The following is a 17043-nucleotide window of genomic DNA, read 5'->3' as shown; positions in this document are numbered from 1 at the left end:
AAATGTCAAAACAACTATTAACCTTAATGACAGCTTTATTCGTACTAGTATTAGCTGCCTGTGGGAGTGACCCAAGTGCTGACGCAACAAACAGCGAGGGAGAAAAAGAAGTGATTACAATCGGTTATCAGAAAGGTAACACAATCAATATTTTAAAAGAGCATGGTAATTTGGATGAAGCACTAAATGAAGCTGGTTATACAATTGATTGGAAAGTATTTACTACTGGAACCGTGTTATTAGAAGCACTTAACACGGATAACATCGATTTTGGACACGCATCTGATGGCAACGCTGTATTTATGCAGTCTGGTGGTCACGAATTAAACTATCTCGCTTCTGAATCACCTTATCCGGAAGGTGTTGCATTAGTTACTAAAGTAGATTCAGATATTGAAACAGTTGAAGATTTTAAAGGTAAGAAAGTCGGTGTTACCAGAGGAGGTAACCAGCACTATTTATTATTAGTAGCATTAAACGAAGCAGGTATTCCTTTCGATGAGGTAGATATTAAGTTTTATAAAGATGCTGCAGAAGGTTTATCAGCATTTACGAAAGATGAGTTTGATGTATACGGCACATGGGATCCGTACTTGGCAATCGTAGAGAACACAGTTGATACACGGACAATTATTAATGGTTCTGATTTGACTGAAAACCGTACCTTCTATTTTGGTACAGAAGAATTTATTGCAGAGAAACCAGAAGTGGTGAAACTTATTTTGGAAGAATTGCAAAATGCTGATCAATGGGCAAATGATAATAAAACAGAAGTTGCTGAGATTTTAGCGGCGGAATTAGGTTTGGATATAGCTCCTCTCCAGCAGGCAAACGATCGTCGTACATTTGGAGTTGAAAAAATCGAAGAAGAAATCATTGCGAGTCAGCAACATTTAGCAGATACGTTCCATGAAGCAGGGCTCCTTGAAACGGAAATAAGCATTGAAGAAGCCGTTAACATCGATGAAGCACTCATTCCTAGTAACATAGAATAAAATTGGAGGGATTCATATGACAAAAGTAGTTGAAAATGCATTCTTAAGTTATGGTAATCCAGATGCACCTGTAAAAGTTGAAGTATTTTTAAATCTGGCATGTCCTTATTGTGCAACATTTTTCGAAGCGGCTGATCAAAGCTTGAAATCTTATATTAACGATGGCCAGGTACAATATGTCATTAAACATTATGACAAACCTCGTGAAATGCTGTTATATGGAACGTTAGTAAATTTATTTCTGGACTATAATGACCCACAACGCATTTACGAGATTATGAAAGAACTATTCGAAAACCAAAGCCAATGGAGTGAACTGGATAGCGACGCCATTAAGAAGATGCTAACAGAACAGTATGGCTTAAAAGAAGAACCTGCTACAATTGAGTTGAGTTTAAAAGTTACAGCTGAAGCCATTAAACGTCAAGTGAAGATGGTGCCAACTGTTTTCATTAACGACAAAGAATTTCAATACCCTGTTGAAATTGACGCCGTGCAATTAAAAGATGAAGTTGAAAAAGCATTAGCTTAAAGAGGCTGTTTTGAATTAATAGGACCATTATTCATCCCGTGTCACTAAATTGTGATACGGGATGAATTTGTGTAAAAAGGCGGCATAGCTTGAATGCTTCTTCTGGTAGGATTGATAATAGTCCATCACACTTCCATCCGTTTGGAAGTCTTTTTTTTATTTGAAAAAAGATGTAACATTTTTCAGTAAATTACGTCTGTAATGAAAGAAAAGCTGTTAGAAATGGAAGGGTGGGTTCTCAATGAAGAAAGGTTTGTTTATTTCAATTGTTCTTTGGATTGGCGTCCTGATAACTGCCTGCAGTAATGATACTGAAAATAGTGCTACAAGCAGTGATAGGGCTGATTTTGGCACGGAGGAACGTGCAGAGAACGTAGAGATGGAAAGCAGCGATTCAATTAGTGGAGGAAGTGATAGTGCCACAGATCAGGAAGTAAGTGATTCACGAGAAGAAAGTGTCTCATCACAAGAAGGAGAAATCATTCAGTCAGACCGAAAAATAATTTACACTGCCAATCTCCATATTGAGGTAAAAAATTACCAACAAACATTAAATACGATTCAGTCACAGGTTGCAAATCGTGGAGGATATATTGTGGATTCGAATATGCAAGGATATGCTGAAAATGATTCAGTCAACGGACATGTGACCGTAAGAATTCCTCAGGGCCAGTTTCGTGAGTTTATCCAGATCGTGGAAGATGACAGCAGTAAAGTTTTGGAAAGTTCCATTTCAGGACAGGATGTGACAGAAGAATTTATTGATTTGGAATCACGTCTGAAATCGAAGCGTGTGGTAGAAGAAAGGCTGCTCTCATTTATGGAACAAGCAGAAAAAACAGAAGACCTGTTAACCATTTCAGCCGACTTAGCCGAGGTTCAAGGTGAAATAGAGGAAATAACAGGGAGAATGAATTACTTAGAAAATAGAACAGACTTGGCAACAGTTACGATCTATATGGAGGAAAACAATGTGACAATCTCAGGAATGAATGAAGGGGAGCTGGATACCTGGGAAAAAACGAAAAAGCAATTTTTGAACAGTATTAATTTTCTCCTCACAGTATTTTCAGGCATTTTTGTTTTCTTTATAGGTAATCTGCCTGTGTTTATCCTGCTCGGAGTTATAGCAATGATTGGATTTTTCATTTATAGAAGAATAAGGAAAAATAGCCAGAATGATTAGGTTCGTTGGCGTTTTCTGTTTGTGGTATTGTTGGAATTGGATTCTTCGGAGTTCGATTTTTAAAATCCCTAACTGCAGCGCGTATTCTTATACAAGAAGTTGATGAGGTTCGCATGGAAGAAATGAAAGAAGATGGTGCCAATGTTTGTGTTAAATCTGATTAGAACGCTACTGAAAACATGATGAAATTACTGGTTGATAAAGGCATCAATGCTTTCTTCGATTTTGTAGGCTTTCACCCGACATTGATAACAGCGGTAGAAGTAACAAAGAATGGCGGTGTTGTATTAAATTGGCATAGGTGGCGGTTCGCTTCCATTCATTCGGTTGGGAAGATTTTAAAGCTGGTGTAGAATTAATTACATCTAATGGTGGAACGCTACAAGATTTTAAAAAATTGTTGCACTTGCTAGACTAGGACAGATTTCCATGACAAGTTTATAAATATTCATTCAGATAAACGATATCAGCTCTAGAAGATTTACGTAACGGTAAAGTTCATGGTCGTGCTGTTCTAATGTTTGATGATTTTAAGTAAGAGATAGTATTAGTTTACTAGTAGGATGCGCTCTCGAAGTGGGGAACGCATCCTTTTTCTTGCTGAGAGAACATGTATATAAGTGTGGTTCTATCTTTGGATGATTTCCAATGTAGTTATGCTTCATTCTGCCTTCTTTCTATTATTGGAATCAGGAATACAGTGAAAGGGGACAGGTATTTTTCTTTAGCCACATCAGGCTTATACGTTAGAGGAAAGCCTTAGTTAGGTATTCAAAATTTAGATAAGAAAAGTATTATAAATATATTGACAAATCGTATCAGCTAAATGTATTATTTACACAAGTAATACTTATCAGAAAATATAAATAAGTATTACTTGTGTAAAACTTTTGTAAGGAGGGATTTAATTCCTTATTCGAAAAGAGGTCTGAGAAATGCAAAATAGAAGTAACGAGATTATAGGTAAAATTGGAAGGAAAATTGTAAGCGGTTCAATTAGGTCTGGAGAAACACTTCCAAAAATGGAAGATCTGGGTAAGGAATATGGTGTAAGTCGTACCGTTATAAGAGAAGCTCTCCAAGGGTTATCAGCAAGGAAAATTATTAGATCGACTAAACGATCAGGTACGATCGTATTACCACGTAATGATTGGCAATGGTGGGATTTGGACGTCATGACTTGGATAAGTGATTATCAAGGAAAAGATGGAGAATTTTTTCTTGAAATGACACATGTACGGTTAGGAATCGAACCCATTGCTGCGGGATTGGCAGCAAGAAACGCAACCACCCAAGATAAAGAAAATTTAACGATCTGCTTTAGGAATCTAGAAAAAACCATAGATGATACGAAAGAGTGGGCAAAAGCTGACTATGAATTTCATTTAAGAATTATTGAAGCTTCCCATAATTCATTGATGATTAGCTTATTAAAATTACTTCATAAAGGGTTAATAATCAGTAGAGAGAAAAGTATAGCTGCACTAAATAGTAATCCAGAATTACAACAGGATAAACCAACGTCAGAAGTATTAAAAAGGCATCAAGAATTATACAACGCAATCATAACTGGAGATGAAGAGAATTCTAGGTTAGTCATGACTAATATGATATTACGAGTTCAACAATTATTTGAAAAAACGTTATTTCATCAAAAAAAATAAAAAGAAGAAGGAGAAGTTTATATGGGAATTCAAGTTGTTCGTTTTGAAAAAGATAATACGGAAAAATGGGGAGTAGTATCGGATAATCAAATCAAAGTTTTAAGCGGTAATTACTTAACACTGTCAGACTTTTTAGAGGAAGGTCAAGAGGAAGCGAAAAAGTTGCTAGAAGATTCATCTGCTGAACTAGTATCTTTTAATGATGTAACTCTACTTAGTCCTGTAACCAAACCGGCAAGAATTGTATGTCAAGGGGCGAATTACTCTACCCACCGAGCAGAATCCGGAATGGAAGCCAAGCGACCTCCATTTAATATGATATTTAGTAAGGCGGATAGTTCTTTAAGTAGTGCATACTCCAATATTGTTCGTCCATCTAATGTAGAATTACTAGATTATGAAATCGAATTAGGACTAGTAATTGGTTCTAATATTAGTGAAGCGGTAGAAGTAACGGATGCTAATTTACATGAATATATAGCAGGAATTGTTTTAACAAATGATGTATCTGCTCGTGATATACAGTTAGTCCAAGGACAATGGCTTAAAGGGAAAAGTTACCGTACCTTCTGTCCAACAGGGCCCATTCTATATCTACTTGACCAAGAAGATATTTCTCTTATTCATGACCTTGAATTAAATCTGTGGGTAAATGATGAACTTCGTCAATCAGCAAATACCGGTCAATTACTATTTAAACCAGCAGAAACAATGACAGAGCTATCTCAAATTATGGATTTATCTAAAGGTGACTTGGTATTATCTGGTACTACAGGTGGGGTAGCAATGAATCTTACGCCAGATATATTAAAGCTTGTATCTGATCCAACTTTTCCTGCTGAGGAAAAACTAACTACATTTGTAGAAAATCAATTAAGTAGCAAGAATAAATATCTAAAAGATGGAGATGTCGTTCGAGCCTCCATAAAGAGCAAAGATGGCAAGATAAACCTAGGTGAACAAAGAAACGTAATTGTATCTCATTCTCTGGTTACAGCAGATTACTAAAAGATACAGATAGGTGGCTTACACTAGCACCTATGATTAAAATGTATGCGCTGTCATACGTAAAAAAAGATTAGGAGGAAGAAGATGAAAACATTGGAGTATGATGTGGTCGTAATTGGATATGGTCCGGTTGGAAAGCTGGTTTCTTGCTTACTTGGAAAAAAAGGATGGAATGTAGGCATTTTTGAGAAATATGACATGTCTTATGGATTACCTAGAGCAGTAAAATATGATCATGAAGTTACAAGAGCAATTCAGACGATAGCTTCAGATGAAGAGATAAAGAAAGTATCTGTAAAAGTACCAGATAATTATGTTTGGTGTAACGGTGAAGGTAAAACTCTCCTAGAAATTGATTGGTCTCAAGATGGAATTTCTGGTTGGCCTGCAGACATGCTTTTTAATCAAGCAGAGTTAGAAGAATTGATGGATAAGTCTTGTAAATCATATTCTACAGTTGATATCCGCTTAGGTTGGCAAGGAGTATACCTTAACGAATATGATGACCATGTTGAAGCTATGTTCAAAACTAAAGATGGGGAAGTCGTAAAAGTATCTGCAAATTATGTCATTGGTTGTGATGGCGCAAACAGTTTTGTCAGGGAAAATATGGAACACTCCATTACTGATTTAGGATTTTACAATGATTTCCTTGTAGTTGATATTATTCCAAAGGGAGAAATGAAATTTACCCCCATGAATCTGCAAATTTGTGATCCTAAACGGCCAACTACCAGGGTTTCCGGTGGTCCTGGTAGAAGAAGATGGGAATTTATGTTACTTCCAGGAGAAACGAAAGAAGAGTTCCAAGAGGAAGCAGTTTGTTGGGAACTTTTAAAACCATGGAATGTTACCCCTGATAACGCGATTCTAGAAAGACATACAGTTTATACCTTTAAAGCGAAATGGGTAGATGAATGGAGAAAAGGAAGATTAATTTTAGCAGGTGATGCTGCGCATTTAACCCCACCATTTATGGGGCAAGGATTATCATCAGGAATTCGAGATGCCAATAATATTGCGTGGAAGTTGGATCTGGTCTTACGCGGTATTACAGATGACTCATTGCTAGATACTTATACAGAAGAAAGAAAACCGCATATGATAAAACTTATTGAAGCTGCCATTTATTTAGGGAAAATGATTTGTACAACAGATGAAGAAGAAGCAAAAAAGAGAGATGAAGCGTTTCTAACTGGAAACATTCCTCCATTTCCCGATTTCCCAATTATTACGGACGGAATACTCTATAAAGCTGAGGAGAGTAGCTTAACCGGCCAATTATCCTTGCAGAATATCGTGAAATATAAAGGTGAAACAGATCTTTATGATAACGTAGTAGGTCATGGTTGGATGGTGATGGGATGGAAACAAGATCTAAAACAATACTTGAGTGAAGAACAAATTCAATTTATGGAGAAAATTGGAGCAAAGTTTGTAAATATCACTAACAATGTGGAATCTACGGAAGAGGTAATTGATATTGAAGGAAACTATGAAAGTTACTTTAAGAATAATGATATAGAGGCTCTTGTTGTTCGACCAGATTTCAATATTTTTGGGTGCATTTCCCAGGCAAAAGAATTACCAAATGTCATAGCTAGTTTAAAAGCATCTCTCGACCATAAGGAATCTACAGTTGGCACCTTATAACAACATGAAAGACGTATCTAATCATCTAAAAAATACATGAACATCGTAACTTTCCAATAAAAAAGTATACGTTACGAGTTCATGCACACAGGTCTTGGAAACCTATCATTAATATTAAATGAATTGAAATTAGATAGCAAATAAAAATGTATAAATAGGGAGGAATTATGTATGTCCGTTAATGTATTTAGATTAGCTTATGTTGATTTCTTTTCAAAAGATCCTGCTCATATGGTGGAATATTATTCAGAAATCATGGGATATCGCATTACAGAAGAACAGAATGGAATTACCTATCTAAGTAATGGTTACGACCATCACAATATTGTGATTACTCCTTCTGACAAGCAGGCGATTCGAAGCTATGGATATCAATTAGATGGAGGATTGTCATTAGACGAAGTACAAGAAAAATTAATAGCAACAGGTATAGAATCAAGAATACAAGAAGATGTAAAACCGGGAGTATCAAGATTCATAGAATTGAATGATCCATCAGGTAATACAATTGAGTTATTTACAGAAATTAATCAACCAGCAGTCGGTTTTTCCGGACTCGGAATCAATCCATTAAAATTAGGCCACGTAGCCTTTTTAGCAAATAATTATGAGGAAACAATTACTTTTTACCATGATGTTTTAGGATTTACTTTTACAGATAAAATCGGTGAAAATTTTGCTAATTTTTTGACTTGTAACACAGATCATCATGTCATAAACATTATTGCAGCAAATGATACACGATTACATCATATTGCCTTTCAAGTAAAGGATGCTAGTCATCAATATGCTGCATCTGATTTACTAGCTAAACACGAAATTCCAATCATATGGGGACCTTCTCGTCATACAGCTGGGAGTAATATTGCAACCTATCATCGGGATCCAGAAGATAATGTTGTGGAATTATACACCGATATGGATGTGTTTGTTCCAGAACTCGGTATTTTCGAGCCTCGGCCTTGGCATACAGAAATGCCGTATAAACCAAAAGTGTGGGAAGGTTTAAGTGTTTGGGGAACGGAATTTCAGTTAGATTTAGCAAAAATCTAAGGGGATGGTTTGAATGGTACAAGAAATTTTCATGCTTGAAGTAAAATCAGGGAATGAAGAAGAATTTGAAAAGGCATTTAAACAAGCAACGGCATTCATGACAACAGCTAAGGGTTACAATGGTGCGGAACTAAATCGTTGCGTGGAGCAGCAAAATAAGTATTTGGTATCTGTTTCCTGGAATTCTGTAGAAGATCATGTAATTGACTTTAAAAACACATCAGAATTCGAGGAAATGAAGAAGATTCTCGGCCCTTTTTATTTGAGTGTTCCGAAAGTACAGCATTATGAAAAGGTAATCTAGTTAGTTTATATATAATTGCGCTCATTAAATCATTGAACACTTACTACCTTTGTATTAGTGGAGTCCAAGGCATTGCAATGACCATCGAGAATGTATCGAACTAAATATTAGTAGTAGTAATAAAATTATGTGCACGTTAGGAGTTATATTGTGGAAAATAACCATGTTAATTTAACAGTAAATAATTATGTAGGAATTGTGACCCTTAACTCGCCCGAATAAAGGGAACGCGATTGATCTGTAAATGGCGAAAGAACCGATGAATATTGCTATTGGATGTTCTGGGAGTGAAAACATCTGTGCAATAGCAATTACAGGTGAAGGAAGTACTTTTTCGGTTGGAGGGGACTTAAAAAGCTTCTCACAATCTTTAAGTAAGTTTCATAGTGAAGCTATTCAGAGTATATTTATAGATTTTCTTTTTTTAGGAAGGGGTAATGAAAGTGACTGAAGAAGTACAGCAACGAGTACTTTGGCAGCCCTCACAAGAAATGCAAGAAAGGTCCAATATGAATAAATTTATGACTTGGCTTCGGAAAGCGAAGGGATTAACCTTTGAAAACTACAACCAATTATGGGAATGGTCGGTTAATGAAAAGGAAGATTTTTGGGTAGCAATTTGGGATTATTTTGAAATTAAAGGAGAAAGAAAAGATGATATTGTTTTATCAGGTGAAGAAATGCCTGACATAACATGGTTCCCAAATGCAACCTTAAACTATGCAGAACATATTTTTAGAAAACAGAACCCTAATAAAGAAGCTATCATATATCAATCAGAAACACGACCAGAATCAGTAAAGACATGGAAAGAATTGAAGCAAAATACAGCTTCTATCGCGGCTTATTTGAAATCAATCGGAATCAAACCAGGTGACCGCGTTGTTTCTTATTCTTCTAATATTCATGAAACCATCACAGCATTCTTGGCATGTGCGAGTATAGGTGCCGTTTGGTCCAGTTGTGCACCTGAATTCGGTGTGAAGAGTGTCATTGATAGATTTAAACAAATAAAGCCAAAAGCAATGTTTGCTGTTGATGGCTATCAATATAATGGAAAGCAATATGACCGTCTTGAGTATATACGACAAATTCAAGGGGAATTGCCTACATTGGAACAAACGGTTATCATCCCTTATTTACGTGAGGATCTAAGGGAAGTAGATACAAAGAATCATTCTACAATACTTTGGAATCAAGTTTTAAAAGAAAACCGTGAAGCATCATTAAACTTTGAACAGCTTTCATTTAATCATCCGCTTTGGATCTTGTATTCCTCTGGAACAACCGGAAAACCAAAAGGGATTGTCCAAGGGCATGGGGGCATATTGCTTGAGCATTTAAAATTCCACGGACTGCAAAATGATTTGCAGGAAAGTGATCGATTCTTTTGGTATACCACAACAGGATGGATGATGTGGAATATTGTTGTAAGTGGTCTATTAACAGGATCAACCATACTTTTATATGATGGTAATCCGGGCTATCCAAATTATGAGACCCTCTGGAAATTTGCAGAATCCAGCAAAATGACCGTATTAGGTGCGAGTGCCAGCCTGTTAATGGCTAGTTCCAAGGAAGGGATCAAACCTAAAGAAACCTATGATCTTTCTAACTTAAGAGCCATTGGGTCAACAGGCTCTCCATTACCGGAATCTGGCTTTGATTGGGTTTACGAGCAGGTAAAAGAAGATGTATGGCTTTATTCCACCAGCGGCGGTACGGATATTTGTTCGGGATTTTTAGGTGGAAGCCCACTGTTACCAGTATATTCTGGTGAAATACAAGCTCGTGCACTTGGCGTAGCAGTGAAGGCATTTAATGATGCAGGAGACGAAATCATAGATGAAATTGGTGAGCTTGTAATCACAGAGCCAATGCCATCCATGCCTATCTATTTCTGGAATGATCAGGATGGAGAAAGGTATAGGAATAGTTATTTTAATCTTTATCCTGGAATCTGGAGACATGGTGATTTCCTTCAAATTACTTCAAGGGGTACAGGAATCATTTTTGGCCGTTCCGATGCTACCATTAACCGAGGCGGCATTAGAATGGGTACGAGTGAAATATATAGTGCTCTGGATAGTGTGCCGGAAATAGTGGATAGTTTAATTTTGGATATTCCGATAAGTCCAGAGCAATCATTCATGCTTTTATTTGTTGTGTTACAAGATGGAGTGAAAATTACCGACGATTTAAAAACCAGAATTAAACAAACCATACGACAAAACTGCTCACCAAGACATATTCCAAATAAAATAATTAAGGTTGAAGATCTACCAAAGACTTTAAACGGAAAGAAAATAGAAGTACCAATCAAGAAGATTTTAATGGGTGTACCAAAGGAAGAAGCAGTTAACATCGATTCCTTATTAAATCCGGAGTCTATCCAGTTATTTGTGGAATTTAAAGAGACATTGGAAGTGAGAGTTCATTAATCCTAAAGAGTTGGCTTGATCCATTTATTGATTTTGGGATACAAAATTTGATGGGAGTGTAACAGATGAAAAACAAATATAGATGGTTGATGGTAATTTGCATTATTCCTTTCCTCTGGTTAGGTGGCTGTGTAACAGAGAGTCAAACGGAAGGCAAAGAAAAACAGGTGAAAGTATCGGCCGAGGAGAGTAATTCCCAATCAGAACAAAATGAGGATACGGCCAAGAATAATAACGGGACATTTGGGGCAGAAGGAAACGCAGATATAAAGGTAACGCTTCTTGGAACTGGATCACCAGTTTTATCTATGGATCGTTTTGGTAGTGCCACTTTAGTAGAAGCTGGAGACGAAAGGTTACTTTTTGATGTTGGAAGAGGGGCTGCCCTCAGATTGGATCAGATTGATATTGCCCCAGGAATGATTGATAAATTATTTGTTACTCATCTGCATCATGACCACACAGTTGGATTTGCGGATTTACTAATAACAGCTGCCGTGCCTGACCCAAGGGGAAATAGAGAAGGTGACTTTAAAGTTTGGGGGCCAAAAGGAACCGAGAATATGGTAAATAGCACAATCCAAGCATTTGAAGTAGATATCCAAACCAGAAAAAAGGTGGAAGGTGCAACAGGATTGGATGCAGAAGTCAATGAAGTCGAAGAAGGGGTAGTATACGAAAGTAATGGTGTGGAAGTTATTGCTTTTAATGTTGACCACGGTCTCATGAAGCCGGCACTGGGTTATAGAATTAATTACAATGAACATTCAGTCGTTATTTCTGGAGATACCACATATACTGAAAATCTAATTAAATATGCAAAGGGTACTGATTTACTAATTCAGGAAGTCGTGGTAGTAAAAGGTCCAGAAGAAGAATATCAATCAGAAGCTCATAAAAACATTGAGGCCTATCACACCACTCCGGAACAAGCAGGAGAAATATTTAATGAAGTGAACCCTAAACTTGCTGTATATACTCATATTGCAACCTTCTTACCTGAACATGAAGCTACTATAGTAGATAGGACCAAGGAAATTTACGATGGGAAGGTTGTACTCGGGGAAGATTTGATGACTATTGAAATTGGAGATGAAGTGAAAATAAGAGATTAAGAGTGTTATTTTTATAAGCCTATCAATTTTAGTAGCAGAATGAAAGAAATCATATATTAAACATTCAATTTGAAAGGTAGAATTGATGAACTACACCAAACAAGTCAATGCTTTTTATAATTATTTGGAAACGAATCCGCCTTTAGCTTCCAAGTAGGGGGGCAGGTATTGATTTTTGCTTATTAAAATGAGCACAACTTTAAAATTAATGTTACAGTAGGCTAACAACATGATTGAGATAAAAACATCTTCACTAAGTGATGGGGGATTAAATAGAGGAGTATTTGCTACACGTGCTATCAAAAAAGGGGAGCTTTTACATGAAGCACCTGTCATTGCTTATCCAAATGACCAGCATCCATACATTGAGCAAACCTTACTCGCAGATTACGCCTTTAAATATGGCCTAAATCATACGGCTATCCTTCTTGGTTATGGAATGTTGTTTAACCATTCCTATGAACCGAATGCAACGTATGAAATTAAATTTAGAAATTACACATTTAACTTTTATGCTTTCACAATATAAAGGCAGGAGAAGAGATTCTAATCAATTATAATGGGGATGTCGATGACAAAGAACTACTTTGGTTTGATCAGGACTAAGAGGATAGTAAGTAAATATAGTTTAAAACAGGTGCATTTATATGAATTGCGCCTGTTTTTTTACGTAAAGGTGAAATAAACTTTACACTTGGAACGGACGAGTTTGCCATACGAATCAAAGTCCAATACTACTCGAACTCTATACATACAACAGTCACATGGGAGGAAAGTTATAGTTCTTACCCGGGGAGGTCTTGCTAGGATTCCCGTCAAGAGGGAAGCTATTTCCCCCAGGAACAATCATGGTGAGATGTCATGGTTAATAAATAAAAATAGCATATATCAAACCATAAGGTGGTACGCATATACGTAACGTTTATTTTTGTAAAAAGTAGCTAACTTGCAACCCCCCTTGAAAAATTGATTTTTCAAGGGGGGTTTTTTGCGTATTTCATTATTTTGCCTAGAGGAAAATTCAATTTTGAGAATAGAATTGACAAGTTAGGCTAGATGCAGATTTTTGAGCTGTTAGGTAGAATATATTTATCAATTGGCTTTAAGGGGTAAAGAGTAACTTTATGCGTAAGATGGGATATGAAACAAGTGAAGAAGGTTAATGACCAATTGTTTGAGTAAATTTTCAAGCGGAATGAACGAAGGATCTATTACCAGATGCAACGATTAGGAGGGAGCCCATGGTCCTTCAATGGAACATCATATGGAAGGATTATATGCCATGTGGGCTGCTTACAAGAAGTACCAACCAGACAAAGGCCCGCTCGCAACCTACTTCAACTACACCATCCGCAATCGATTAATCGATTTACTGCGAAAGAAATCAAGAACACTCCAAGAAGAAGACAAAAGCCACGAACCAATCGAAGAAGCAACTGTAGAGCGGCAAATATAGCCGCAAGAGTCATATGTCAAACTCAATACCGATTATCCCCGATATACTACTGGAAGCGCGAAGGAAATAACCAGTTTGGCACTACGGGTTCTTATCGAATGTTGTTTACGGATTTAGTAGATCAAAAATTTAGCAGCACATAAAAAATCAATCAATTTGAAAGGGTGGAATTGATGAACTACATCAAACAAGTCAATGCTTTTTATAATCATTTGGAAACGAAACCGCTGTCAGCTTCGGCAGCGAATCTTTGGCATGTACTAATGCATGTCAATAATCGTACAGGGTGGAGAAAGGAGTTTACTGCTGCGATGTCCTTGCTTTGTTATAAAGCAAATTTGACAGTCAGCACCACGTTTAAACGGGCGCGGAGAGAACTGCAGGAGAAGGGATATATTCGTGTGAAATCGCGGGTGGGAAATCGAGCAGCTTCTTATCACATTGTTTCGTTGGATAGGATGGTGAGTGAGGAAATTGATGAGGTTTTCGAAATGGATAATAGTGAGGAAAGCAGTGCAGTCTATTGTGTGAACCACAATTTGAACCACAATAATGATCACTATGTGAGCCAGAATGCTGACCCATTATTTAAACAAAACAATACAATAAATGCACCCGACGCGATTCAATTTTTCCAGGAGAACTTTGGTGTGGTAACCCCGTATGTAGCGGAAGACATCATTCATTGGATCAATGATTTAGGCGAGTCGCTAGTTTTGTATGCCTTGAAACGTGCATTGGAACTTCGAAGAACGAACTGGGGATATGTAAAAGCGATTCTTGATGCCTGGAGGAAGAAGGGGTATTTTGTGTGTGGACGTTGCTAAGGGAGAAGAAGCGGAGTATCGACGGGAATATAGTCAGAAATCACGTGGATCGGTAAACTATAACGATGGTGGTGGTAAGGGGGCTGTTGAGGTGGTTACGGATTGGTTTAGGGAGCGGAAGCGGGAGAAAAAGATGATGAGTGGGCAGAAGCAAGGTATGGATAGGCAGGGGAATTTGGCAGTGTTGAAGGAGGGGGTGGAGAGAAGGTTGGCTGAGTATTGGGGGAGGCGATGGTTTTGTGAATTTCTTTAGTATTTCATCTCCTTTTCTGCAGAATTGGAAGAAATAAGGATTCAAGAATAATTATAATTGATTCATTTATACAAATTAGTCCTTTCACTTGAATATTTTGTTATGATAGGTATAGAAAGGTGGTATATTTTGGAAATAGAAGAGATGAAGCCCGGGATTACATTTTCAAATAATGATATTACTGATGTATTTGGCTGTTCACCACAAGGTGGCATGAGAAGGTCTTATAAAACGAACTCACTTGTACTGGTTTCTAATCATACCAAAGCGTTGTACGAAGATAGATGGGAAGGTAATATTTTCCATTACACAGGTATGGGACAAGTAGGTAATCAAACACTAACATCTCAAAACAAGACATTAGCTGAATCAAGAAATAATAGTATAGAAATCTACTTATTCGAAGTATTCGTTCCTCAAAAATATATTTATATTGGTAAAGTATACCTGGCGGAAAAACCTTATCAGGAAGAGCAAGTAGATAATAAAGGCTTCCTACGCTTAGTTTGGGTATTTCCTATAAAGTTAGAAGCAAAACAAAGAAAAATTCTTTTACCTGATAAAATTGTTAAGAAAAAACAAGAGCAAAAAATGAAGAAAGTACAAAATGTAAGTGAAGATCAATTAGCAATTAGAGCTAAAGCAGCAAATAAAAAAATATCAAAGAGAAAAACAACTACATTCACATATGAGTTTGATCCATACGTTTCACAGTTTGCTAAAAGATGGGCAAATGGTCAATGCCAATTATGTGAGCAGCCTGCTCCATTCTTAAATGAAGAGGGTGAGCCTTACTTAATCGCACATCATCTTAAACCATTATCTCAAGGTGGTCTAGATTCTGTGTATAATACGGTTGCTTTGTGTCCTAATTGTCACGAAAAAATGAATGTTTTAAGGGAGATAGAAGCGATAAAAAGGTTAGAGAGAACAATAGAGTTAGCTGTAGATAATTGTTAGCATTAATTGTTATACTCAATTCCAGGCTCCTTCCACCATTAAGGTTATGTTAATGTGAGATAGCCATCGTCTTTTAATAGCTTATGCAGTTAAGAAGTTAAAGATACGGAAGGAAGTATTCAAATGTTAGGCAAGACAATACAAATATACATGCCAAATGGATCACCAACTAGTATAAAAATTGAAGAAGTAACTACTAGAATAGTGCAATTAATATTATTTCGAAGAAATAAATTAAAGGAAGTCAGTGAATGTGAAGAGGTTAATAATGTAGGGGGTTAATTTTTTGTTTGGTAAAAAGCAAAAGTGTATAAGTAAAGTTGAGAGTTGCTTGGAAAGACCAGCATAATCTGGATTCAGAGAAAGATTTTTGGAATGTCCCTTTAGTCGCAATTTCTAGAACGGGAAGCTTACAAAATTCCATATATGTTATAAAGAAGCGTTACAGATTGGAAGATACCAACTTGAAAATGGAAATATTCCACCACAATCATCCTTACCAGAACAATGCAAGTGCACAAGGCGAATATACAGATGTGGGCTTTGTTGTCTTAAAAAATTCTGTCTGTAATTGTCTGTAATTTAATTTTATCCCAAACAGCTGCTCCTACAATTGGAAATATTAGAAAAGAATTAACCCAAAATGATATTTTAGTGGTAGATGGAGAAGAATTAAGATTTATGTAAAATTATATTTTTAATTCGCCAAGTGCTGCGGCTGGCACCGTATTAGTCAGACGGGCAAACGGCTCGAGTGGAAGGACGAAAAGGGGAAGACTTTGAACTTCTTAAAAAGACAAGGTGAAGATTAAATCCCCTAACCTCCGGATTAACACAATAATATACTAAAGGAATTTTAACGGGGAGTATGAACTTTTTACAAATCGGCTGGGAAGCGAAGATATTAGGTTTATTGTATCAAACTTACTATAGACATAATGGGATATACCTGTGTATCAATTGATAAATAAGTGTGTGAAGATATAGCAATTCTACGAGTGAATGCAAGTAGGTAATAAGTCCAGGTCTGGAGTCTATTGGTACTATGCGCGGTTTCTCATAAGGAATGTTTTATCTGAAAAAGGAAATTGAGATGCTAATGGGATATTTGTTTGAAGAAATCAATGAAATGTAATAGAATCAAGAGTCACTAATTAAGATTCTAACAAAGGAGAAACTCATGAAAAAAGATATACACGTGGTAGGAGCAGTAATCATAAAAGAAAATAAAATTCTATGTGCCCAAAGAGGCCCAGATAAATCATTGCCGTATTTATGGGAATTCCCGGGTGGAAAAATAGAAGCTGGAGAAACTCCTCAAGATGCTTTGAAAAGGGAAATTAATGAAGAAATGCATTGTGAGATTGAAATAGGGGAGCAAGTAGAACATACAGTATATGAATATGATTTTGGTATTGTTCATTTGACTACATATAAATGTAAGTTGCTGGAGGGAAATCCTGTATTAACGGAACATGCTGCTATCAAATGGTTACCGTCAAAAGAACTTCCATCCTTGGAATGGGCCCCAGCGGATATACCAGCGATTGAGAAACTTACAGCAGAATAATTTAAATATATTAGAAAGCCTACTTC

General features: G+C 36.6%; 18 protein-coding genes and 1 pseudogene. All 19 read left to right on the top strand.

Annotation, left to right across the window (positions count from 1 at the left end):
* Positions 1-2 precede the first annotated feature (2 nt).
* Complete coding sequence (locus A4245_RS06645) at positions 3-995, top strand: aliphatic sulfonate ABC transporter substrate-binding protein (protein WP_067726933.1); 993 nt, start codon at positions 3-5, stop codon at positions 993-995.
* 16 nt (positions 996-1011) lie between these two features.
* A complete protein-coding gene (locus A4245_RS06640) occupies positions 1012-1527 on the top strand; it encodes a thioredoxin domain-containing protein (protein WP_067726931.1) in 516 nt (171 codons plus the stop codon).
* 241 nt (positions 1528-1768) lie between these two features.
* Positions 1769-2713 carry a DUF4349 domain-containing protein gene (locus A4245_RS06635; protein ID WP_067726930.1) on the top strand — a complete coding sequence of 315 codons (945 nt, stop codon included), beginning with the start codon at positions 1769-1771 and terminating at the stop codon, positions 2711-2713.
* 5 nt (positions 2714-2718) lie between these two features.
* A complete protein-coding gene (locus tag A4245_RS20040) occupies positions 2719-2877 on the top strand; it encodes a hypothetical protein (protein WP_157087670.1) in 159 nt (52 codons plus the stop codon).
* A 15-nt stretch (positions 2878-2892) separates the two neighbouring features.
* Positions 2893-3066, top strand: a complete 174-nt coding sequence (locus tag A4245_RS20035; protein ID WP_157087669.1) for a hypothetical protein — start codon at positions 2893-2895, stop codon at positions 3064-3066.
* A gap of 582 nt (positions 3067-3648) precedes the next feature.
* A complete protein-coding gene (locus tag A4245_RS06630; protein ID WP_067726928.1) occupies positions 3649-4377 on the top strand; it encodes a FadR/GntR family transcriptional regulator in 729 nt (242 codons plus the stop codon).
* A gap of 21 nt (positions 4378-4398) precedes the next feature.
* Positions 4399-5385: a fumarylacetoacetate hydrolase family protein gene (locus A4245_RS06625; RefSeq protein WP_067726926.1), complete on the top strand. Its 987-nt coding sequence runs from the start codon at positions 4399-4401 to the stop codon at positions 5383-5385.
* Positions 5386-5469: 84 nt separating this feature from the next.
* Positions 5470-7038 carry a bifunctional 3-(3-hydroxy-phenyl)propionate/3-hydroxycinnamic acid hydroxylase MhpA gene (gene mhpA / locus A4245_RS06620; protein ID WP_067726925.1) on the top strand — a complete coding sequence of 523 codons (1569 nt, stop codon included), beginning with the start codon at positions 5470-5472 and terminating at the stop codon, positions 7036-7038.
* A 171-nt stretch (positions 7039-7209) separates the two neighbouring features.
* Positions 7210-8091 (top strand): VOC family protein, encoded by an 882-nt coding sequence (locus A4245_RS06615; RefSeq protein WP_067726924.1) that lies wholly within the window; start codon positions 7210-7212, stop codon positions 8089-8091.
* Positions 8092-8104: 13 nt separating this feature from the next.
* Positions 8105-8395, top strand: coding sequence for an antibiotic biosynthesis monooxygenase family protein (locus A4245_RS06610; protein WP_067726923.1), 291 nt, complete (start codon positions 8105-8107; stop codon positions 8393-8395).
* Positions 8396-8654: 259 nt separating this feature from the next.
* Positions 8655-8846, top strand: coding sequence for a hypothetical protein (locus tag A4245_RS06605; protein ID WP_157087668.1), 192 nt, complete (start codon positions 8655-8657; stop codon positions 8844-8846).
* Positions 8833-10836, top strand: coding sequence for an acetoacetate--CoA ligase (locus A4245_RS06600; protein WP_067726921.1), 2004 nt, complete (start codon positions 8833-8835; stop codon positions 10834-10836). The genes A4245_RS06605 and A4245_RS06600 overlap by 14 nt, the downstream gene beginning before the upstream one ends.
* Before the next feature lie 65 nt (positions 10837-10901).
* Positions 10902-11951: an MBL fold metallo-hydrolase gene (locus A4245_RS06595; protein WP_067726919.1), complete on the top strand. Its 1050-nt coding sequence runs from the start codon at positions 10902-10904 to the stop codon at positions 11949-11951.
* A 229-nt stretch (positions 11952-12180) separates the two neighbouring features.
* Positions 12181-12557 (top strand): annotated as a pseudogene (locus A4245_RS06590) (SET domain-containing protein).
* 676 nt (positions 12558-13233) lie between these two features.
* Positions 13234-13407 (top strand): sigma factor, encoded by a 174-nt coding sequence (locus tag A4245_RS20570; protein ID WP_234402366.1) that lies wholly within the window; start codon positions 13234-13236, stop codon positions 13405-13407.
* A 173-nt stretch (positions 13408-13580) separates the two neighbouring features.
* Positions 13581-14234 (top strand): DnaD domain-containing protein, encoded by a 654-nt coding sequence (locus A4245_RS06580; protein ID WP_067726915.1) that lies wholly within the window; start codon positions 13581-13583, stop codon positions 14232-14234.
* The gene (locus A4245_RS06575) at positions 14221-14487 is read left to right on the top strand and encodes a hypothetical protein (protein WP_067726913.1); all 267 of its coding nucleotides are present in this window, start codon (positions 14221-14223) and stop codon (positions 14485-14487) included. The genes A4245_RS06580 and A4245_RS06575 overlap by 14 nt, the downstream gene beginning before the upstream one ends.
* A 129-nt stretch (positions 14488-14616) precedes the next feature.
* Entirely contained in the window at positions 14617-15447 is an 831-nt protein-coding gene (locus A4245_RS06570; RefSeq protein WP_234402365.1) for an HNH endonuclease, read from the top strand.
* Between the two features lie 1180 nt (positions 15448-16627).
* Positions 16628-17017 (top strand): (deoxy)nucleoside triphosphate pyrophosphohydrolase, encoded by a 390-nt coding sequence (locus A4245_RS06560; RefSeq protein WP_067726909.1) that lies wholly within the window; start codon positions 16628-16630, stop codon positions 17015-17017.
* Positions 17018-17043 lie beyond the last annotated feature (26 nt).

It is taken from the genome of Oceanobacillus damuensis (assembly GCF_001618145.1).
Classification (GTDB): domain Bacteria; phylum Bacillota; class Bacilli; order Bacillales; family Amphibacillaceae; genus Oceanobacillus; species Oceanobacillus damuensis.
The sequence above is the reverse complement of the archived record's forward strand: the minus strand, read 5'-3'. Positions and strand labels throughout refer to the sequence as shown.

Bases quoted from the DNA above. Each gene is read 5' to 3' on its own strand.
- A4245_RS06645 (WP_067726933.1), top strand. From the start codon at position 3: ATGTCAAAACAACTATTAACCTTAATGACAGCTTTATTCGTACTAGTA.
- A4245_RS06640 (WP_067726931.1), top strand. From the start codon at position 1,012: ATGACAAAAGTAGTTGAAAATGCATTCTTAAGTTATGGTAATCCAGAT.
- A4245_RS06635 (WP_067726930.1), top strand. From the start codon at position 1,769: ATGAAGAAAGGTTTGTTTATTTCAATTGTTCTTTGGATTGGCGTCCTG.
- A4245_RS20035 (WP_157087669.1), top strand. From the start codon at position 2,893: ATGATGAAATTACTGGTTGATAAAGGCATCAATGCTTTCTTCGATTTT.
- A4245_RS06630 (WP_067726928.1), top strand. From the start codon at position 3,649: ATGCAAAATAGAAGTAACGAGATTATAGGTAAAATTGGAAGGAAAATT.
- A4245_RS06625 (WP_067726926.1), top strand. From the start codon at position 4,399: ATGGGAATTCAAGTTGTTCGTTTTGAAAAAGATAATACGGAAAAATGG.
- mhpA (WP_067726925.1), top strand. From the start codon at position 5,470: ATGAAAACATTGGAGTATGATGTGGTCGTAATTGGATATGGTCCGGTT.
- A4245_RS06615 (WP_067726924.1), top strand. From the start codon at position 7,210: ATGTCCGTTAATGTATTTAGATTAGCTTATGTTGATTTCTTTTCAAAA.
- A4245_RS06610 (WP_067726923.1), top strand. From the start codon at position 8,105: ATGGTACAAGAAATTTTCATGCTTGAAGTAAAATCAGGGAATGAAGAA.
- A4245_RS06605 (WP_157087668.1), top strand. From the start codon at position 8,655: ATGAATATTGCTATTGGATGTTCTGGGAGTGAAAACATCTGTGCAATA.
- A4245_RS06600 (WP_067726921.1), top strand. From the start codon at position 8,833: ATGAAAGTGACTGAAGAAGTACAGCAACGAGTACTTTGGCAGCCCTCA.
- A4245_RS06595 (WP_067726919.1), top strand. From the start codon at position 10,902: ATGAAAAACAAATATAGATGGTTGATGGTAATTTGCATTATTCCTTTC.
- A4245_RS20570 (WP_234402366.1), top strand. From the start codon at position 13,234: ATGTGGGCTGCTTACAAGAAGTACCAACCAGACAAAGGCCCGCTCGCA.
- A4245_RS06580 (WP_067726915.1), top strand. From the start codon at position 13,581: ATGAACTACATCAAACAAGTCAATGCTTTTTATAATCATTTGGAAACG.
- A4245_RS06560 (WP_067726909.1), top strand. From the start codon at position 16,628: ATGAAAAAAGATATACACGTGGTAGGAGCAGTAATCATAAAAGAAAAT.